Below are 18,912 nucleotides of genomic sequence, written 5' to 3'. Positions count from 1 at the left end.
AGAAAGAAATACGTTTCAATAACGGCTGGATGTGTAATGGGGATACATAGACAGCACAAACACTTCGGGGAAATGGGGAATGCATCATGAATGGTTCATCAACACCAGACGGAAAGAAACCTTCTTTTTCGAGTCGAGACTTCTTTAAGTTCTTGATTCCATCACTCATCGGGATCATGTTTTTCATCGTACCAATCTCATCAGAGGAAGGCTTCACGATTCCAGTCGCCTTCTTATCCAATCTGCTGATTGACTGGATTGGGGATTTCGTCCCGACACTCGCCGTCATCATGATGGGGATTTCGATTGTCGGCTCATTATTACTCTTTACGGCACGTCCTGCTTTTATGATGGAGCGACCATCCATCAACGCACTGTTTAGCGTGACACCGTTTTGGTTCGTCATGCGCGTGATCGGTTTCATCGCCGGGGTCATGACGCTACTCACACTCGGACCAGAGATGATCACGTCAGAATTTACAGGGGGCTTATTGCTCTTTGATTTGATTCCAATCTTATTTGCGACATTCTTCTTTGCCGGTATGTTGTTACCGCTCTTATTGAACTTTGGACTTCTCGAGTTCGTCGGGACGTTCTTGATGAAGATCATGCGTCCGCTCTTCCGCTTGCCAGGGCGCGCCTCACTTGACTCGCTCGCCTCATGGGTCGGGGATGCGACGATCGGGATTCTACTGACGACAAAACAGTACGAGGAAGGCTATTACACGAAACGGGAAGCGTCGATCATTGCGACGACATTCTCCGTCGTCTCCATCACCTTCACCATCGTCGTCTTACAGTATGTCGAACTCGACCAATACTTCTTGCCTTACTACGGGGCCATCGTCTTATCCGGACTAGTCGCCGCTCTCATCATGCCACGGATTTATCCATTATCTAAAAAGGCAGACACGGCTTATGAGAAGACGGAGCTCAAACCGGAAGAAGAAGTACCCGCGAACGTGTCACTCGGTAAGTGGGCGTTAATTCAGGCGTTACAAAAGTCACGTTCGAGTAAAAGTTTCCTCGAGACGCTCAAAGACGGCTTCAAGAACGTGCTCGATATGTGGATCGGCGTCCTCCCTGTCGTCATGGCAGTCGGGACGATTGCGGTCATCATCGCAGAATATACGCCGTTCTTCACTATCCTCGGAAAGCCATTCGAACCGATTTTGATGCTCCTTCAAGTGCCTGAGGCATCGGAAGCCGCTCAAACGATGGTCGTCGGTTTCGCCGACATGTTCTTGCCGGCCGTTCTCGGAAGCGGCATCGAGAGTGAATTGACGCGTTTTGTCATCGCTACGTTGTCGGTTACCCAGCTCATCTATATGTCAGAAGTCGGGGGCTTGTTGCTCGGTTCAAAACTACCGATCTCATTCCTCGACCTCGTCTTGATTTTCTTGTTACGTACCTTCATCACCCTTCCGATCATCGTCGGCATCGCACATCTTGTGTTTTAACGAAAACGACGCCCTTTCTCTTTTATGAGATGGGGCGTCCTTTGTATACTAAAAGAAAAGGAGGGAGACCGAGATGGAGCACCCATTTGCAGGACAACTCGAGGTTGCGAACAACGGCTATGCCGGGATCATCGACCCGGAAGCTTATGTGAACGATCGTTATCACGGACGCTGGACATTAAAGCGCTCTGTACAGATTGAAGGCGTGCCCGTCTTGCTCCAACGTCAGTTCGAGAACGGCAAGAATAACTGTACGTTGACGTCGATCACCGCCATCTTCCGTTTCTATCGAGATCATGGGTATGCGAATATCCCAGATGATGTGACACAGATCCAAGAAGATGTGCGCGAGATCGCCTTCAGGCACCATTTCAAAGACGAGAAAGGGACACCGCCGACACAAATCGCCACCATCATCACGAAACTGTGGAAGCGATACGGGTACGACGGTCGAGGCAGTTCCCGCTATCTTTGGAAATGGTCGACGTTTGAGCGTGAGCTGAAAGCAGGACGCCCGTTTGTGTTGAATATGGCGAACGGCTTTTATAAAAATCATTCCGTCACGGGAGTCGGCTACTTGCAGTTTGAAAAACGGGGGTTCCCGGACGTCATCTTGTTAGCCGTGCTCGATAATCGTTCGAAGGACGTGCGCTACATCGACTTCAACGAATTCAACTTTTGGGGAAGCATCACACGCGTCCATTCGCCAGCCACTCGTCCATAATCGTGTCAATCGCTTCTCCGATTTTTAAAAGGTGCTCGCGCTTCGCGTATGACCCGTAATGTAGCCCGTTTGAATCACGGCCATTCCCGAGCCCAACGAACACTTCTGAAGGCTTCATATGGAGGCCGATCATCGGGATACCCGAATCATGGCGTCCGATTTCATAGGTGACGGCGGGATATGCAGACAGTCTTCCGATTGTTGAAAAACCGTTCAAGGCACGACAGTTATCCCGTCCGAGCACGATGATACGGATCGGTTTGATGTACGCAATCGTCCGCTCCAACAGTTCGATTGAGGTCGGATGTTCCATCCAGTGGCGCCCCGTCCTCATCTTCCCCATCTGTTCATATGTCGCAAACTTGAAAAAATCAACGTGGATGACAGCTGCCGGATGATCATAGAACGAACGCCCCATCCCGTTGAGGAGTGCCTCGAGTTTGGCGCCATCCGGTTTCCCGAACCAGTTCGTCGTCGCGCGATTCGACTCGAAATAGACCGATGCCCGTTCGAGCGTTTGTTGCAGCGCCTCTTCATTTCCGAGGTAATCGTCAAACGAGAGTATGTTCCGCCAATAGAACTTTTGGTGTTGCCCCGTTCTCGGTGTCCCGTCACGATGTAAAAACTCGCCGCGAGACGGATTCGTCCCGATGGTCAGCCATTGATCCGGACCAGGTCGACCGTACCAAAGGACAGGTGATGCCTCTTGAATCAATTCTTTCCCGAACGTTGTGTCGCACAGTGCTTGTTGAAATCGGATTGCGTCTTGTAACAGTCGTACTGCCTCCATGTCATCCCTCCTCTCCCGTTCGTTTCCCGCTTTCGAGAGTTTATAAAATGCGTTATAGTGAGAGGACGAAGCCAAACAAAGGACGTGTACACATGCGCATCAATAAATTCATCAGTGAATCAGGCAAGGCGTCCCGTCGCCAAGCCGACCGTCTCGTCGAAGAGGGACGCGTCACCATCAATGGGAAAAAAGCAAAAATCGGCGACCAAGTCAAACCGGGCGATGAAGTCCTCGTCAACGGTTCTGTCGCACGGGTTGCCCGAAACAACGTCTACATCGCCGTCCATAAGCCGGTCGGGATCACGAGTACGACAGAAAAAAAAGTAAAAGGGAACTTGGTCGACATGGTCAACCACCCGCTCCGCATCTTCAACATCGGTCGTCTTGATAAAGACTCGGAAGGTCTCATCCTCATGACGAATGACGGCGATATCGTCAACGAGATTCTCCGTGCAGAAGGCGAGCACGAGAAAGAATACATCGTCTCGGTTGATAAGCCAATCACACCAGAGTTCGTCGAGCAGATGGAAGCCGGTGTCAAAATCCTTGGTCAGAAGACACTTCCGTGTAAAGTCCGTCCGCTTTCAAAGTTCGATTTCAACATTACCCTCACGCAAGGACTCAACCGCCAAATCCGTCGGATGTGTGAGGCGCTCGGATACGAAGTATTCCGCCTCCAACGTGTTCGTGTCATGAACATCACGCTCGGGAAACTGCCGCCTGGACAATGGCGCGATCTTTCGAAAAAAGAGCGTGAGCAGCTGTTCCGCGAATTGAATTACGAACCGAAAGAATGGTACTAAAAAGCAGCCTGAGTCGTCTCAGGCTGCTTTATTCTGGTCGAAGTGATGAGACATGGTCGGTCTCACGACGAATGAAACGTTTGAGTTGAGCGCTCAAGTCGTCGAGCTGTCCCATCGTCGTCCTCATTCTAAATTTCATATGAACATGGTCAAATGAGTCAAACTGCCATTCATCATGAATGAAAATATCGATTTGGATGGTCCCAATCCGGTCAATCAACGTGAAAGTTAGATTGACTTGCAAATCATCCGAACCCTCTTCTTCATCGACTAGTCTCCATGTGATCGGTTCTTTGCCCCACGCTTGATTGAATTGATCGATCTTTTGATAAAGATCCCCAAGACTCGCATCATCTAAATAAATCAACTGATTGCTGGCGCAGGCAGAAGACCGAAGTTGAAGCTGAACTTGATAAAACAGCTCCGTTTCATCCATCCAAATCCGTTCTATCTCAAACTGAGTGTCCATCTCACTATACCAACTTTCATAGTTAACTAAATAATATCAATTTCCTTTTTCGGCTCATTTGGCACTGTTCTACACTTGTCATCTCACTCTTTCATGTCGACTATATCATGTCAATTTGATGAATCACTTAAACTCTTTACACAAAACGGGAATATAAATAATACAGATGATTTTAAAATGAAAAGAGGTGAATCCTCATGAATGGTGCAATCTTTCCACATACTTCAATCGGAAAATGGTCTATTCTCTTGATTGCCTTGTTCCTTGCCATGTATGTACCGTTTCTTCTGCTCAATCAATTTGATACAATCTTCCACTCGACGCTTTGGAGCGACAATACTGCAAACATGCTTCGACTCAGCTATATGACCACATTCTCTATCCTCGGGCTAGGAGCGTTTGTGACCGGATGGTGGGCAATTTTGAAGCAGAAAGAGTATGCTGTGCTCGTCTTTTTTGCAGCTGTGCTTAGTTCAGGTCTAGTCATACTACTCGTGATGGAGTTAATCGGAATCTTAGAGTAATTAAAAAAGTAGGGCCTCCATAGAGACCCTACTTTTACTTCGCCGTCACGCCACCATCTACCGGAAGTTCGATCCCGCTGATATGATTCGCTTCGTCTGACGCAAGGAACAGGACGGCTGCCGCCACCTCATCCGCTTGTCCGAGATTCGGCAAAGCGATTTGATTCAAGAAATGTTGTTTATAGTCTGGATGCTCCATATGTGGCGCACTCATCGGTGTCACGATGTACCCTGGATGCACCGAGTTGACCCGAATGTTTTGCTTCCCGTAATCGACTGCCGCTGCTTTCGTGAGAGAACGGACCGCACCTTTCGAGGCCGTATAGGCACCGGCACCCGCCATACCGGTCAATGCAGAGATGGAGGAGATGTTGACGATTGATCCTCCCCCATTCTCCGTCATGAGCGGAATCGCGTACTGTGTCCCTAACATGACCCCATCGATGTTGATGCGATATGTGCGTGCCCAGTCCTCTTCTGTCTGTTCCAAGAAAGGTTTTGCAAGTGCGATTCCAGCGTTATTGACGAGAATATCTAATTTGCCACATGTCGCTTCCACTTCCGCGAATACATCCTCCCAGCTCGAGCGTGATGTCACGTCATGTTTCACCGCGATGGCTTCCCCACCTTGTGCACGAATCGACTCGACTACATTGTTTACTCCTTGTTCATTGATGTCTGTCGCGACGACTGTTGCCCCTTCTTTGGCGAATAGACGTGCCGTTGACTCTCCCATACCGCTTCCTGCCCCTGTGATGACCGCTACTTTCCCCTGTAAACGCATTGTCCCAGCTCCATTCATTAAATTATGATAGTCTAACTATCATAATAATAATTGGATGTGACATTAATCTCAACGAAACTGCTTGAAGACGATATACTAAGGACAGACAATGAGGTGATGGAATTGAGTAAACGACAACAAAACAAAGAAGAACGAGTTCAACTGATTATCCAGGAGGCAGAACGATTATTTATAGAGAATGGCTTTGAGAAGGTTCAAATGCAGGACATCGCGGATGCGGCAGGGATTGGGGTGGCGACACTGTTTCGCTACTTCCCGAAGAAGGATCAATTGATCGTCGCGGCAGCCGTCAAGAATCTACAACCGACACTCGAGAGATTTGAACAATTCATGCATGAGGAAGGAAACGCCTATGAACGACTCGAGGCCATCTTGAACCACTTTTTCGAGATGCAGTTGGAACGGACGAACCATGCCCGTTTCCGAGAGGCGTTCGAGAGCTATGCATCGCTCGTCGCCTCACCTCTTCCTGGAATCGAGACATACATCGACGTTCAACGACAGATCATGCAGACACTCGAACCCTTGATCGAAGATGGGAAACGCGACGGTTCATTCCGCTCGGATATCGATGTGAAGGTGACCGTCGTCACAATCATCAATACGTTCGGGACGTTCGGCAACAACATCATGTTGAAGTCGCACATCAGTTATTTAGAGGACGATATCGAACCGGCCGTACAATTGCGTGCTTTAAAAGAGATGTTCCTCACATCCATTCGGGCATAAGAAAAACCTCCCTTCGCTTGAAGGGAGGCTAATTGTATACATAAAAAATGAGCACCTCTCACTAGAGGTGCTCTCGAAAGTCTACCGCGACGGACCACGCTCCACAACGTGCTCCTCAAGGGAATGTCCGCCGTCTTACATAGACCAGCTCATCGCATGTACTCAACTATATGCGAAACCTACGTCCTCGTCAATCTTTTCTTCAATCTCGGTTGACATCTTCCTAAAAATTAGGATAATCAATAGTGTTAGCACTCCTATATACAGAGTGCCAAAATATAGACATCAAAAGGAGAACGATCATGACAAAAAAACAGTTTCAAACCGAATCGAAACGAATTTTAGAGTTGATGGTCCACTCAATTTATACACATAAGGACATCTTCTTGCGTGAGCTCATCTCGAACGCGAGTGACGCCATCGACAAGATGTATTATCGTGCCCTCTCCGACGAAAGCATCGAATTCAACAAAGACGATTACTTCGTCAAAGTCGAACTCGACAAAGAAGCGCGGACGATCACAATTCGCGATACAGGGATCGGGATGACAGAAGAAGAACTCGAAACAAACCTCGGAATCATCGCAAAGAGCGGTTCACTCGCCATGAAACAGGCGACGAAGATGGAAGAAGACCATAGCCTCATCGGTCAATTCGGGGTCGGGTTCTATTCCGCGTTCATGGTCGCTGACCGCGTGACCGTACGTACTCGCTCGATTGACAGTGATCAAGGATACGTATGGGAGTCCGAAGGTACAGACGGTTATTCAATCGAACCGACAGACAAATTGGACATCGGTACAGAAATCACGCTCCACTTGAAGGCAGACACAGAAGATGATGCGTATTCGTCATTCCTCGAAGAATATGAGATCCGTTCACTCATCAAGAAGCATTCGGACTTCATCCGTTACCCAATCAAACTGGATGTGACGAAACATCGTCAAAAAGAGGACTCAGAAGAGTATGAGGACTACAAGGAAGAAGAGACCGTCAACAGCATGGTGCCGATTTGGCGGAAGCGGAAGAGCGAACTCAAAGACGAGGATTATAAGGCGTTCTATCACGAGAAGCGCTACGGCTTTGATGAGCCACTCAAGCATCTTCACTTGAACGTCGACGGGACGATTCGTTATCAATCAATCCTGTATATCCCGTCAACGGTTCCGTTCGACTATTACACGAAAGAATTCGAGAAAGGGCTCGAGCTCTACTCGAACGGCGTGTTGATCATGGAGAAGTCACCAGACCTCTTGCCGGACTACTTCGGCTTCGTTAAAGGGATGGTCGACTCAGAAGACCTCTCCCTCAACATTTCCCGTGAAATGTTGCAGCAGGACCGCCAGCTTCGCGTGATCGCGAAGAACGTGAAGTCGAAAATCAAAGGCATGCTCGAGAAGATGCTCCAAAACGAGCGTGAGGACTATGAGAAGTTCTATGAGTCGTTCGGTCGCCAATTGAAGTTCGGCGTGTATGACCAGTTCGGCGCAGCCAAAGACGAATTGAAAGACTTGATTCTTTTCCATTCTTCTCACGAGAAGAAACTCGTTTCGCTCAAAGAGTACGTCGAGCGGATGAAAGAAGATCAGAAGTATATTTACTATGCGACAGGCGAATCGATTCATCGCATCGACCTCTTGCCACAAGCAGAGCGCTTGAAAGAAGAAGGATACGAGATCCTCTACTTTACAGAAGAGATCGACGAGTTCGCCATCAAGATGCTTCAGTCGTATGAAGACAAAGAATTCAAATCGATCGCGAGCGGCGATCTCGGTCTCGATGACGCGGAAGCGAAGTCGCTCAACGAAGACAACCAAGACCTGTTTGCTTTCATGAAAGAAGAGCTAGGAGACCGCGTCAAAGAAGTGCGTGCCTCGACACGCCTCAAGTCACATCCGGTCTGCTTGACGGTCGCAGGTGACGTCTCAATCGAGATGGAGAAGATTTTGAACGCGATGCCAAACGGTGGCGGCATGAAAGCGGAGAAAGTGCTCGAAGTGAACGCCGACCACGCCATCTTCCAGACACTTCAACGTGTGTATAAAGAAGATGAAGCGAAAGCGAAACAATATACAGACCTCTTGTATCAACAAGCCCTCCTCATTGAAGGGTTACCGATTGAAGATCCGGTAGCGTATTCGAATGCGGTGTGCGCGTTGATGGGCTAAATAAAATAGATTATAAATAGGAGGTACTATATTACCTCCTATTTATTGGTTTTTTGTAGATCTAAATATTAAAAAATACTAAAATAGAGGTACATTTTAATATTTGGAGGCTGAGAAATGAAATATAAAACTGAGAGAATGAGCTTCAAAGAATTGGAAGATTCAGTAGAATTACCTAATTTCCAAAGAAGGTTAGTATGGTCACAGAAAGAAAAAAAAGCATTTATTGAAACTCTACATAAAGGATATCCTTTTGGTGCAATTTTAATATATAAATATAGCGACAGGGAGAAACTCTCTTTAATTGATGGTCTTCAACGTTACACCACTATGAAAGATTTCAAAAAAAATCCTGGGAAGTATATAGAATTTGACGAAGAGGTAGATGAGATTATTAAAGCAATTGACTTAAATAGTCTTCATCCAAAAACTTTACAAGAAGTTCAAAAGGGAATAAATTTAATCATTCAAGGTTTAATAGAGAATGATAAAATTTCTAAAAATAATGCTCTGTATTCGGAACTTACTACTATTCCATTAGTACAAAGTTCATTAAAGAGCGATTCTTTTATTATTTTGGGAACAATTCAAGATTACATAAAAGATAAGATATCAAATTTTTTAGATGTTTCTAAAGTCGAAATTCCTACAATCACTTTTTCAGGAAACGAAAACGAATTAGCTTCTGTCTTTGAAAATTTAAATCGCGGCGGCAAAAAGTTATCAAAATATCAAGTGTTTGCTGCACAATGGAGTAATTCAGAAGTTGTTCTTTCAGATGAACCTTTCAATCAACAATTATTAGAATTAAATATTGAGCGATATAATGATTTGACATCCGAACGAGAAATTGAGATTACTAATTTCAATGAGAAAGATCTTCGAGAAAGCATGAAAATTAATTTCTCAGAATTTTGTTATGCTTTTGGAAAACTTATTATCGAAAAAATGCCCGTGTTTTGGACCACTCCTACAGAGGATTTGATCAATGAAATTGGTTATTCTTCATTAGCTATTACTTTAAACATTGAAAATAAAAATCTAAGTAAAATTATCGATGATAAAGAAATTTTCACAGCAAATTTTATAGAGGATTATATTGAAAAGGTACTTTCTATTTATTCAGAAATTAACAATCGTTTTGAGAAACGTTTGAGAATGCCCGGTGCTAAAAAAGTTGTTTATCAAAGTAAAAACGCAACAAACTTCCAATTATTATCTTTTTTCGGTTCTTTGTGGATTTCGAAGTATACTATAAACAAAGAAAATCGTATTATCGAGACTTTACCTAAATACAGAAAAAACTATGATACTATCTTAAATAATTTTCTCGGGTATTATATTTACGATATAGTTACTTCTCGTTGGTCAGGAAGTGGAGATAGTAAATTAGACGAAATCGTTATAAAAAAATCTAATAGATATTCTACTCCGATTGAAAAGTCTACTTTAGAAACAGCACTTCTTTCATGGATTGAAGAAAAAAATTCTAAATATAATATTTTGTTTGATAATGTTACAAAATCTATATGCACAATTATTTATTCTTTTGATTCTGATCAATTTACAGAACAAAACTATGATTTTGAGCATATAGTTTCCAAAAACTTCTTAAACAAAATTGATAAAGCTAAAGGTATACCTGGTGGCTCACTTGGTAATATTATGTTGTTGGATTCAAATCATAATCGTTCGAAACAGCAGCTGAGCCTTTATGAAAACTTGAAGTCTGGACAATCATTAGATAAAGCCTTCTTAGAGCTTCATATATATCCTGCTCAAGACAAATTAGATGCTATAAAGAAAGAGATTCTTGAAGGGAACAATAATCAAAATACTTTAAAACGTATGATTTCTACTCGTAGCAAGGATTTAATAAATGTATTAATTAATAAACTCTATTAATTAACAGTAACGCCAATTAACACAAATTTTGTTTAATATACCCATAAAAATTCATATTACATTAAGATTATTAACATAATAAATAAAGTTTATCGTATTTTACATTCATTTTTATTTAAAAGAGGAGAGCTGAATAGCCCTCCTCTTTTAAATATCCAATGACAACTGTGCTTGTTGCTTATCTACTTCAATTTGGTGAGCAATTTCTTGCTTAGCCCAATCTGCAATTGGTTGTAAAACAGCTCGTGCTAATAGAACTGGAACTGCATTTCCGATTTGTTTATATTGCTTATCTACCCTATTATTCTTTGAGCTAACAGATGTGCTACTTCCATCATCAAATACCCACCAGTCTGGAAAAGTTTGAACTCTCGCCGATTCTCTGACACTCAACCGACGATTCTGAGTTCCTATCAATTCCCACTCATCTTTGCCTAACTTTTTCATTCTTTCCCCACCGGGCCACAACTGTGCTTGTCTACCTGATGCTTGAACTGTAAAAGCTTGATCGTTCCAATCCTTTTTACGATTACGCGATAAATAGATCGATGAAAAGTCGCCTTCATAAACGTCTTCCGGCCATTCTGGTAAATCACCAATAGCATCTTCAAGCGTTACATACGGTTTTCTGTCCTCTCCATGAGTAGGCTCCGGAAATTTGTATGAAAATTTAACGTCATCTCGAACGCCAACTATAAATACACGTTCTCTTATTTGTGGTACGCCATAATCTCTTGCATTCACCAATTTATACTGTATTTTATAGCCTGCAGAAGCAAAATCTTCTATGATCTGTCTAGCAACTTCACCTTTTCCTAATGTTAAAAGACCTTTCACATTCTCAGCTACAAACACTTTTGGTTTCGCTTGAATGATTGCACGAATAAAATGAATATATAAGAAGTTTCTTTCATCGTCGATTAGTCTCGGACCAGCTGCTGAAAATCCAGGACAAGGAAAACCACCTAAAATTACATCAGCATACGGAAAGTATTTAATTTTTCGTATATCTCGTGGATCCTGAACTGTGTGTTCATTATCAAAGTTTAACTTATAAGACCTTGCTGACTCTTTAAATAAGTCGTTTGAATAAATCGTTTGAAATATATTTTGCTTTCCTAATCTGTCAAAGTTACTTTTCGACTTATATACTTCTTCTAGAATGCTTGGAGTTTCTTGACTCGATACTAATCCAGCTAAATCAAACCCTAAATCTAAACCACCACAACCAGAAAACAGACTGACTACGTGAAATTTATGCTTTTCTCGCTTAATACTATTCAAAATTTCTTCATCTTTAGAAGATTGAATAATTCGACCAGACTCTTCTTTAATTTTTTCCATTAATACTTGCTTCACATCTTCGGATGAGTAGTCATTTGTGGGTCTAAATTTAGCTCTACCTCGTTCGTCAATTTTCATGTCCTCTCACCTCATCTTCTTCGCCATTACATAATTTTCTCTTATTCATTAATCATAACTGACTCTATTCAAAATGGCCAGAGTTAAGTTTTTCCAAAAAATGAGGACCAAAACGATATAATAAACAATACAGTTTAGAGAAAATGTTAAATAGGAGAAATTCATAATGATGCAAAAGCAAAGAGGCAATCAACATGTATTAGAAGTGAAGTACTACTTATCAAAATTGATTAAAGGGGAACGCATTGATTTACACTCTTCTTCAGCTGCAACTGCAATGTATCTCTATAAAAAGCATTCTTCAATTACTTCATTACAAAGTAAGTTTGATACCCCAAACCCTGATCAACATCCTGACCTAACATTAACACTACATAAACACCAAGTACCATATCACCTCTTTAACTCAAAAACTGGAGATATCCAACCTCGGAATTTAGGTGGCAAAAGCTTCTTATCCAAATATTTTAATGATCCTCTTTTACAAGATAAATTTAACTCAACGTTAAACAGACTATATGAAGCCTTTTTCAAAAGTTTTTTAAGGTCAACTAACCAATATAAATCTCTAAAAGATTATCGTAATGAAGTACGTATACAAAACATTACGTTTTCATCAAATGAAAAAGCTAGAATAGCTCGAAAAAACATTCTGTATTCATTAAGAGAAAGTACGTTAGAAATGTTTCAAGAACTTCTAAATAGTAATAATCAACAACAGGTGATTTCTGGATTAAATCTATTACTATTTCAAGGGGAGTCCATGTTAGTGTCGATTGAAAAGGCACCAGAGTTCCCTGTTCTCGAAAAGAAATATCAATTTGATCCTGACGCAAACATAATTTTGTTCCGTAAAGGCAATGCATCTATTGGTTTTACAGATGGAATTATCACATTGTATATCAGATTTAAATTCGAAAGTCAGCCCCATAGTCCTATCAAACTAACTACCGCTTTGTTTAACAATGAGTCTACAACTAACGTTAACCAAGAACTAATTCGTAAGTTTGAAGATATTTGGACCCAACTTATTCATGAGACCAATGAAGTTAGATCGAATGATCCAAATAGTATTGGTAAAGTGAATGAAGCTCTCATTTATCACTATCTGCTCACTAATCAAAAGGCAATTATTTCTGACGAAAATTCAAAGGAACCTCGTCATTTAAATAACTTACAGATATATGGTGAAAATTTAAAAAAGGATACATTAGAAAAATTAAAATACGCATCAAAAGATGCTGTCGAATCAATTTTACTACCTAGTATTAAAGAAGAGTATTCAGAGTATAAAATCTCTTCAGTATCGCTCACCGATGATGCTTACAGACTAGATATTAAAGACAATTCAGATATAAAAATCACTTTAACTCCAAGGAATCCTAATTCTTCAGAAGTGAAATTAAAAGAACTCTGTTACTCGTTAAAAGCAAATGCTAAATCAAATTCGATACCCGTAGTAAAGAATCCTGGATTCGGAACTATTTTGGGAGCAAACTACTTTAGAGTCGGTGAAACGACTCAAGTAGCAAAAGAACTAAAAGATCTCTATTTGGAAGGAAAGTTAACTCGAGAAGAGGTGCTAGAATCCGCAAATCAATATCTTGCTGATTCTCTGTCCAAAGCCTCAAAAGCTTCTTTAAAGCTCGGTGTATCAACAATCGTAGGAGATATACCTACACTTCATACTTTTTATGAAAGTAATTATGCAAAATTATCTAAGATTATTTCCTATGGAGAAGATCTTAAGTTTATTGCAAATCATCCAACGAAGATCAACAATGCGATTTTTTGGAATGAGGACAAAGAACAATTAATCATGCGCTTAAAATTTTCTGCAGGAGAATCTCACGGATGGAGTAGTTTAAAATTAGCATGCACGTACAAAATTCAACCTTAATCGCTACTTGTGATTAAGGTTGTTTTATTGATGTAATTGATAATCCTCCAATTTCCGACGAGAAAATGTATAACCCTTCCCAAAATATTATCAACTATACTCATGATTTTTATTTTTCAAAATAAGAAAATAGCGAGAAAAATACCGATCGTTATGTAATCGTTTTCTTTGCTTTTATTAAGCCAAATACAGACAATCTTTTGATACACCTTATATTTTCAAAGCATGCAAACGCCTTGACAATTCCAGCTCGTTATATGAAGTTAGTATTACATTATAATTATTCTAGTCGAGATAGAAACGCTAGAGTAAAAAACAAGGAGGACATAACCCATGTCATTAATCGGCAAAGAAGTACTACCATTCAAAGCACAAGCATTCCAAACAGGTGAATTCCTCGAAGTTACAGAGAACGACCTCAAAGGCAAATGGAGCGTTGTCTGCTTCTACCCAGCTGACTTCACATTCGTCTGCCCAACTGAACTTGAAGACCTTCAAAACGAGTACGCTACACTTAAAAACCTCGGTGTAGAAGTATACTCTGTCTCAACAGACACACACTTCACACATAAAGCTTGGCACGAAACATCTGAGAAAATCGGAAAAATCGAGTACATCATGATCGGTGACCCATCACACGTCATCTCACGCAACTTCGATGTCTTGAACGAAGAAGACGGCCTCGCAGACCGTGGTACGTTCATCATCGACCCAGATGGTGTCATCCAAACTGTCGAGATCAACGCTGGCGGCATCGGCCGTGACGCGAGCACGCTCGTCAACAAAGTCAAAGCAGCACAATACGTACGCAACAATCCAGGCGAAGTCTGCCCAGCGAAATGGGAAGAGGGTTCTGAAACACTCCGCCCAAGCCTTGACCTCGTCGGTAAATTGTAAGGAGCGATTGCATGTTAGAAGCAGCGATTAAACAACAGCTCGACCAATATCTCCAGCTCATGGAGGGCGATGTCGTCCTCCGTGTGAGCGCTGGGGAAGACAAAGTCTCAAACGAGATGCTCGAGCTCGTCAACGAACTCGCCAGCATGTCATCACGCATCTCGGTCGAACGCGCGACGCTCGAGCGTACACCGAGCTTCAGCGTGAATCGTCCATCCGAAGAGACAGGAATCGTCTTCGCGGGGATTCCACTCGGACATGAGTTCACATCACTCGTCCTCGCCCTCCTCCAAGTGAGCGGGCGCGCACCGAAAGTTGATGCGGACACAATCAAACAAATTCAAAATATCGAAGGCACATACCACTTCGAGTCATACATCAGCCTCAGCTGCCACAACTGTCCTGACGTCGTGCAAGCGCTAAACGTCATGAGCGTCCTCAACCCGAACATCACGCACACGATGATCGATGGAGCCGCGTTCAAGGATGAAGTGGAAGCAAAAGAGATCATGGCTGTCCCGACGGTCTTCTTGAACGGCGAATCGTTCGGTAACGGTCGGATGTCACTCGAAGAGATCTTGGCGAAACTCGGTACAGGTCCTGACGCTTCTGCGTTTTCGGACAAAGACCCGTATGACGTCCTCGTCGTCGGTGGCGGTCCAGCGGGTGCGAGCGCAGCCGTATACGCGGCTCGTAAAGGAATCCGTACCGGAATCATCGCAGAGCGCTTCGGCGGCCAAGTGATGGACACGATGGGGATTGAGAACTTCATCGGTACTGCTTATACAGAAGGTCCAAAGCTTGTCGCAAGCCTTGAAGAGCACGTCAAAGAGTACGGCATCGACGTCATGAACCTCCAACGCGCGAAGCGTCTTGAGAAAAAGGACCTCATCGAGATCGAACTCGAGAACGGTGCTGTCTTGAAGAGTAAGAGCGTCATCCTCTCGACTGGTGCACGCTGGCGTAATGTCAACGTCCCAGGTGAGGCGGAGTTCAAAAACAAAGGGGTCGCTTACTGCCCGCACTGTGACGGTCCTCTCTTTGAAGGGAAACGTGTCGCGGTCATCGGTGGCGGTAACTCCGGGATTGAAGCAGCTATCGACCTCGCAGGGATCGTCAAGCACGTAACGGTGCTCGAGTTCGCTCCTGAACTCAAGGCCGACCAAGTGCTACAAGACCGTCTCCACAGCCTCCCGAACGTGACTGTCATCACGAACGCTCAGACGACAGAAATCACGGGTACGGACAAAGTGAACGGCATCTCGTATGTGTCTCGTGAGACGAACGAGTCACATCATGTCGAACTTGAAGGCGTCTTCGTCCAAATCGGCCTCGTCCCGAACACGGACTGGCTCGACTCGGTCGAACGCAACAACTTCGGGGAAATCGTCGTCGACCGTCATGGCGCAACGAACGTCCCAGGTGTTTTCGCAGCGGGAGACTGCACGAACAGCGCCTACAAACAAATCATCATCTCGATGGGTTCTGGTGCGACAGCCGCACTCGGCGCCTTCGACTACATGATTCGCAACTAACACAAAGACTCGCCCTCTATCATGAGAGCGAGTCTTTTTTACAGTTCAAACGTCTTCCCCGAGTCCGGGATGAATAAAATCGAGTCTCCGCTCCCCGTCTCAAATCGATAGCCCACTCGAGGAGAGAATGGATTCCATTCTCCTCCGGTCGTCGGAACGCTCTCCATGTATGTCACGTCATTGTACATTTTGTTCAACGTCTCTTCTGCCTCAGCTAACGAGTAGCTCGGAATCGAGAGCAAAATCGCCACCCCAACACTCATCACTCCGACCGACACCGCCCACGGAGTCGATGTCGGCTTTCGAAACTGTGTCAAGACTAGTAGCATGATGATCCAGCCAATCGGTACCCCAAACGTCGCCGCATTCCCATACCACTGCGCATTGATCGTCAATAAACTGGCGATCACCACACCGCCAATCATCCACCACCACTTCATCAACATCACCTCCTCTTCATTATCCCAAAATCAGGAAATGACTCAACTTTTTTATTCATATTGATGTATGATAACTTATAGTGTATGATATACAGTATAAAGATAAACGAATGAAGGAGGCGAAAAAATGTCCGATGTAAAAGCCTCGTTGGTGACGGAGTTGCGGCGCGGCACGTTGACGATTGCGGTGCTCAGCCAGTTGAAGACACCTCAATACGGCTATTCTCTCGTTCAAGCGCTACTTGATGCCGACATCAACATTGACCAAAGTACGCTCTACCCGCTCTTGCGTCGACTTGAAAAACAAGGACTCGTCACGAGTTCCTGGGACACAACGGAGAGTCGACCACGCAAGTACTACGTGCTCAGTTCGGATGGAGTGGACATTTTGAATGAGTTGTACGTGGAGTGGATGAACATGTCGAAAACATTGACCCGTCTAATTGAAGGAGGAAACGATCATGAATCTTCGTGATGTGTATATCGATGAAGTCACCTCTCGAATCCCAGAGTCGATGCGGCAAGACGTCGCACTCGAATTGGAATCGACCATTGATGACATGACTGGAAATGACCCATCTGAAGCGGCTTTATTTGAAGCATTGCGCCAACTCGGCGACCCTCATATCCTCGCTGCTCGCTATGCGAACCGACCACTCTATCTCATCGGTCCTGCCCTCTTCACACAGTACGTGAACATCATCAAAATCGTCTTACCGATTGCCGTCACGGTTGTCACCATTCTCTCGATCATCGGTTATTTGACCAATCCCATCGACGACACATCTTGGAGTCAATTCTTGATTCAAGCATTCCTTCAAACTGGGGCGGCCATCTTCAATGTCGTCGTTCAGACGCTATTCTGGATCACCCTCACGTTCTTCATCATTGAACGTGCTGTACCTGAGGGCGAAGTTCCTTTCTCGAGTTGGAAACCTGAACAACTCAAGAAAGTAAAACCACGTTCGACCTCGATTTCTTTTGGTTCGATTTTGTTTGACTTTATCGCCACCGTTCTGATGGTCGTATTGTACGTCAACGCCGAGCAGTTGATTCGTGTCGTCACAGATAGTGAATCCTATCCGCTACTCAATGCGTCGGTCTTGGATCAATTCTTCCCGTTTGTCATCGCCCTGGCCGCCTTTGGGATCGCCATCGCCATTTACAAATGGCTGGTTCGACATTGGACAAAGCCGCTCGCCTTGTGGAACGCGCTCTTCAATATCGTATGGATTGTCGTCACGGCGCTCATTCTACTGCAACCTGATTTAATTTCTTCTAATGCCGTCTCGTTGATTGGTGAGCAAATCAACGCCGACCTTGAAACAATCAGTCGTTGGGGCGTCTGGAGTGTCTTACTCACCATCATCATCGTGTGTATTCTCGATTTAGCAGAAGGTTTGATCAAAGCGTTTCGACGTTGACCTCACATTCAAACGTTTCATTTCCAAGGAAAGTGGAATAGCGGAGAAGAGAACGGATTTTGAATGGGGAGGCATTTGATGGGTATTCCAACAATCAAGCTACATGACGGTTATGAGATTCCGGCCATCGGACTCGGGACGGTTTATTTAAAAGGTGAAGCAGGGGTCGACGCCATCACGTGCGCCATCCGGAACGGATATCGACTCATCGATTCGGCGATTCGCTACGATAATGAAGGCGCGGTCGGTGAAGCGGTTCGCCAATCCGGCATCCCGCGTGAACAACTTTTCTTAACATCGAAACTGCGCGCGCAATATTATGACTACGATCAGGCGCTCGAGATGATTCGAGAGTCCCTATATCGAGCGAACCTCGACTATTGGGATTTGTTCCTCTTGCATTGGCCAAACCCGAAACAAGACAAGTACGTTGAGGCATGGCGTGCCTTGATTCAAGCGAAGAAAAACGGATGGATCCGCTCTATTGGGGTATCGAACTTCATGCCGGAGCACCTTGACCGCTTGATTGAAGAAACGGGAGAAACACCGGTCATTAACCAAATCGAGTTACACCCGTACTTCTCTCAAGTCGAACAGCGGAAAGCCGATAAAGAACGCGGCATCATCACAGAAGCGTGGAGCCCGCTCAGTCGCGCCCGCACGGTCATCCATGACGAAAAGATCACCGAGCTCGCCAAACAAAAAGGAAAGAGCGTGTCTCAAGTCATCTTGCGTTGGCACGTGCAGCTTGGTGTCATCCCGCTCGCCCGCTCGTCTAGCGAGTTGCACCAAAAAGAGAATCTCGACGTCTTCAACTTCGAATTGACGGATGAAGAGATGGAGACGCTCAATGCGTTGACGAAGCAGGATGGTCGCATCGATGACCAAGACCCGCGAGAATACGAAGAGTACTAAAA

Annotated in this window: 18 protein-coding genes; 13 read left to right on the top strand and 5 right to left on the bottom strand. The window is 44.2% G+C overall.

The window, feature by feature from the left end; genetic code table 11:
- The first annotated feature begins 86 nt into the window (after positions 1-86).
- Entirely contained in the window at positions 87-1,460 is a 1,374-nt protein-coding gene (locus tag KOG47_RS10860) for a YjiH family protein (protein ID WP_078146016.1), read from the top strand.
- Positions 1,461-1,533: 73 nt separating this feature from the next.
- Positions 1,534-2,184 carry a C39 family peptidase gene (locus KOG47_RS10855; RefSeq protein ID WP_214688974.1) on the top strand — a complete coding sequence of 217 codons (651 nt, stop codon included), beginning with the start codon at positions 1,534-1,536 and terminating at the stop codon, positions 2,182-2,184.
- Here KOG47_RS10855 and KOG47_RS10850 read toward each other — a convergent pair.
- Positions 2,150-2,974, bottom strand: a complete 825-nt coding sequence (locus KOG47_RS10850; protein WP_215244220.1) for a hypothetical protein — start codon at positions 2,972-2,974, stop codon at positions 2,150-2,152. The two genes, KOG47_RS10855 and KOG47_RS10850, sit on opposite strands and share 35 nt — an antisense overlap.
- Positions 2,975-3,066: 92 nt before the next feature.
- On the opposite strand from KOG47_RS10850, the gene rluF reads away from it, so the two are divergent.
- Positions 3,067-3,777: a 23S rRNA pseudouridine(2604) synthase RluF gene (gene rluF, locus KOG47_RS10845; protein WP_015880301.1), complete on the top strand. Its 711-nt coding sequence runs from the start codon at positions 3,067-3,069 to the stop codon at positions 3,775-3,777.
- A 28-nt stretch (positions 3,778-3,805) separates the two neighbouring features.
- On the opposite strand, the gene KOG47_RS10840 is transcribed toward rluF, so the two are convergent.
- Positions 3,806-4,246, bottom strand: a complete 441-nt coding sequence (locus KOG47_RS10840; RefSeq protein WP_214691386.1) for a hypothetical protein — start codon at positions 4,244-4,246, stop codon at positions 3,806-3,808.
- Between the two features lie 197 nt (positions 4,247-4,443).
- On the opposite strand from KOG47_RS10840, the gene KOG47_RS10835 reads away from it, so the two are divergent.
- Positions 4,444-4,770 carry a hypothetical protein gene (locus KOG47_RS10835; protein ID WP_047795765.1) on the top strand — a complete coding sequence of 109 codons (327 nt, stop codon included), beginning with the start codon at positions 4,444-4,446 and terminating at the stop codon, positions 4,768-4,770.
- Between the two features lie 34 nt (positions 4,771-4,804).
- Here the strand turns inward: KOG47_RS10835 and KOG47_RS10830 are convergent, their stop codons facing one another.
- The gene (locus KOG47_RS10830; RefSeq protein WP_047795764.1) at positions 4,805-5,554 is read right to left on the bottom strand and encodes an SDR family NAD(P)-dependent oxidoreductase; all 750 of its coding nucleotides are present in this window, start codon (positions 5,552-5,554) and stop codon (positions 4,805-4,807) included.
- Positions 5,555-5,677: 123 nt separating this feature from the next.
- Here KOG47_RS10830 and KOG47_RS10825 point away from each other — a divergent pair, with 123 nt between their 5' ends.
- From KOG47_RS10825 to KOG47_RS10815, 3 genes are all read left to right on the top strand, one after another.
- Positions 5,678-6,304: a TetR/AcrR family transcriptional regulator gene (locus tag KOG47_RS10825; RefSeq protein WP_047795763.1), complete on the top strand. Its 627-nt coding sequence runs from the start codon at positions 5,678-5,680 to the stop codon at positions 6,302-6,304.
- 302 nt (positions 6,305-6,606) lie between these two features.
- Positions 6,607-8,472, top strand: a complete 1,866-nt coding sequence (gene htpG, locus KOG47_RS10820; protein WP_215244219.1) for a molecular chaperone HtpG — start codon at positions 6,607-6,609, stop codon at positions 8,470-8,472.
- 117 nt (positions 8,473-8,589) lie between these two features.
- Positions 8,590-10,377 (top strand): DUF262 domain-containing protein, encoded by a 1,788-nt coding sequence (locus KOG47_RS10815; RefSeq protein ID WP_215244218.1) that lies wholly within the window; start codon positions 8,590-8,592, stop codon positions 10,375-10,377.
- A gap of 147 nt (positions 10,378-10,524) precedes the next feature.
- Here KOG47_RS10815 and KOG47_RS10810 read toward each other — a convergent pair whose 3' ends face one another.
- Positions 10,525-11,799, bottom strand: a complete 1,275-nt coding sequence (locus tag KOG47_RS10810; RefSeq protein ID WP_215244217.1) for a DNA cytosine methyltransferase — start codon at positions 11,797-11,799, stop codon at positions 10,525-10,527.
- Positions 11,800-11,965: 166 nt separating this feature from the next.
- Here KOG47_RS10810 and KOG47_RS10805 point away from each other — a divergent pair, with 166 nt between their 5' ends.
- The 3 genes from KOG47_RS10805 to ahpF all read left to right on the top strand — a co-directional run bounded on the left by KOG47_RS10805 (position 11,966) and on the right by ahpF (position 16,131).
- Positions 11,966-13,699 (top strand): hypothetical protein, encoded by a 1,734-nt coding sequence (locus tag KOG47_RS10805; RefSeq protein WP_215244216.1) that lies wholly within the window; start codon positions 11,966-11,968, stop codon positions 13,697-13,699.
- Positions 13,700-14,032: 333 nt separating this feature from the next.
- A complete protein-coding gene (ahpC, locus tag KOG47_RS10800) occupies positions 14,033-14,596 on the top strand; it encodes an alkyl hydroperoxide reductase subunit C (RefSeq protein WP_015880295.1) in 564 nt (187 codons plus the stop codon).
- 11 nt (positions 14,597-14,607) lie between these two features.
- On the top strand, positions 14,608-16,131 hold the full coding sequence (gene ahpF / locus KOG47_RS10795) for an alkyl hydroperoxide reductase subunit F (protein WP_215244215.1): 1,524 nt from the start codon (positions 14,608-14,610) through the stop codon (positions 16,129-16,131).
- Between the two features lie 38 nt (positions 16,132-16,169).
- Here ahpF and KOG47_RS10790 read toward each other — a convergent pair whose 3' ends face one another.
- On the bottom strand, positions 16,170-16,571 hold the full coding sequence (locus KOG47_RS10790) for a hypothetical protein (RefSeq protein ID WP_215244214.1): 402 nt from the start codon (positions 16,569-16,571) through the stop codon (positions 16,170-16,172).
- A 127-nt stretch (positions 16,572-16,698) separates the two neighbouring features.
- On the opposite strand from KOG47_RS10790, the gene KOG47_RS10785 reads away from it, so the two are divergent.
- The 3 genes from KOG47_RS10785 (at position 16,699) to KOG47_RS10775 (ending at position 18,910) form a co-directional block, all read left to right on the top strand.
- The gene (locus KOG47_RS10785; RefSeq protein WP_031424181.1) at positions 16,699-17,046 is read left to right on the top strand and encodes a PadR family transcriptional regulator; all 348 of its coding nucleotides are present in this window, start codon (positions 16,699-16,701) and stop codon (positions 17,044-17,046) included.
- Entirely contained in the window at positions 17,033-17,995 is a 963-nt protein-coding gene (locus KOG47_RS10780; RefSeq protein WP_215244213.1) for an HAAS signaling domain-containing protein, read from the top strand. Before KOG47_RS10785 ends, KOG47_RS10780 begins: the two co-directional genes overlap by 14 nt.
- A 78-nt stretch (positions 17,996-18,073) precedes the next feature.
- Entirely contained in the window at positions 18,074-18,910 is an 837-nt protein-coding gene (locus KOG47_RS10775; protein ID WP_214684966.1) for an aldo/keto reductase, read from the top strand.
- Positions 18,911-18,912: the final 2 nt, after the last annotated feature.

Source organism: Exiguobacterium sp. s121, from assembly GCF_018617245.1.
Lineage (GTDB): Bacteria > Bacillota > Bacilli > Exiguobacteriales > Exiguobacteriaceae > Exiguobacterium > Exiguobacterium profundum.
The sequence above is the reverse complement of the archived record's forward strand: the minus strand, read 5'-3'. Positions and strand labels throughout refer to the sequence as shown.

Bases quoted from the DNA above. Each gene is read 5' to 3' on its own strand.
- KOG47_RS10835 (WP_047795765.1), top strand. From the start codon at position 4,444: ATGAATGGTGCAATCTTTCCACATACTTCAATCGGAAAATGGTCTATT.
- KOG47_RS10860 (WP_078146016.1), top strand. From the start codon at position 87: ATGAATGGTTCATCAACACCAGACGGAAAGAAACCTTCTTTTTCGAGT.
- KOG47_RS10785 (WP_031424181.1), top strand. From the start codon at position 16,699: ATGTCCGATGTAAAAGCCTCGTTGGTGACGGAGTTGCGGCGCGGCACG.
- KOG47_RS10840 (WP_214691386.1), bottom strand. From the start codon at position 4,246: ATGGACACTCAGTTTGAGATAGAACGGATTTGGATGGATGAAACGGAG.
- ahpF (WP_215244215.1), top strand. From the start codon at position 14,608: ATGTTAGAAGCAGCGATTAAACAACAGCTCGACCAATATCTCCAGCTC.
- rluF (WP_015880301.1), top strand. From the start codon at position 3,067: ATGCGCATCAATAAATTCATCAGTGAATCAGGCAAGGCGTCCCGTCGC.
- KOG47_RS10815 (WP_215244218.1), top strand. From the start codon at position 8,590: ATGAAATATAAAACTGAGAGAATGAGCTTCAAAGAATTGGAAGATTCA.
- KOG47_RS10790 (WP_215244214.1), bottom strand. From the start codon at position 16,571: ATGAAGTGGTGGTGGATGATTGGCGGTGTGGTGATCGCCAGTTTATTG.
- KOG47_RS10830 (WP_047795764.1), bottom strand. From the start codon at position 5,554: ATGCGTTTACAGGGGAAAGTAGCGGTCATCACAGGGGCAGGAAGCGGT.
- ahpC (WP_015880295.1), top strand. From the start codon at position 14,033: ATGTCATTAATCGGCAAAGAAGTACTACCATTCAAAGCACAAGCATTC.
- htpG (WP_215244219.1), top strand. From the start codon at position 6,607: ATGACAAAAAAACAGTTTCAAACCGAATCGAAACGAATTTTAGAGTTG.
- KOG47_RS10805 (WP_215244216.1), top strand. From the start codon at position 11,966: ATGATGCAAAAGCAAAGAGGCAATCAACATGTATTAGAAGTGAAGTAC.
- KOG47_RS10855 (WP_214688974.1), top strand. From the start codon at position 1,534: ATGGAGCACCCATTTGCAGGACAACTCGAGGTTGCGAACAACGGCTAT.
- KOG47_RS10780 (WP_215244213.1), top strand. From the start codon at position 17,033: ATGAATCTTCGTGATGTGTATATCGATGAAGTCACCTCTCGAATCCCA.
- KOG47_RS10775 (WP_214684966.1), top strand. From the start codon at position 18,074: ATGGGTATTCCAACAATCAAGCTACATGACGGTTATGAGATTCCGGCC.
- KOG47_RS10850 (WP_215244220.1), bottom strand. From the start codon at position 2,974: ATGGAGGCAGTACGACTGTTACAAGACGCAATCCGATTTCAACAAGCA.
- KOG47_RS10810 (WP_215244217.1), bottom strand. From the start codon at position 11,799: ATGAAAATTGACGAACGAGGTAGAGCTAAATTTAGACCCACAAATGAC.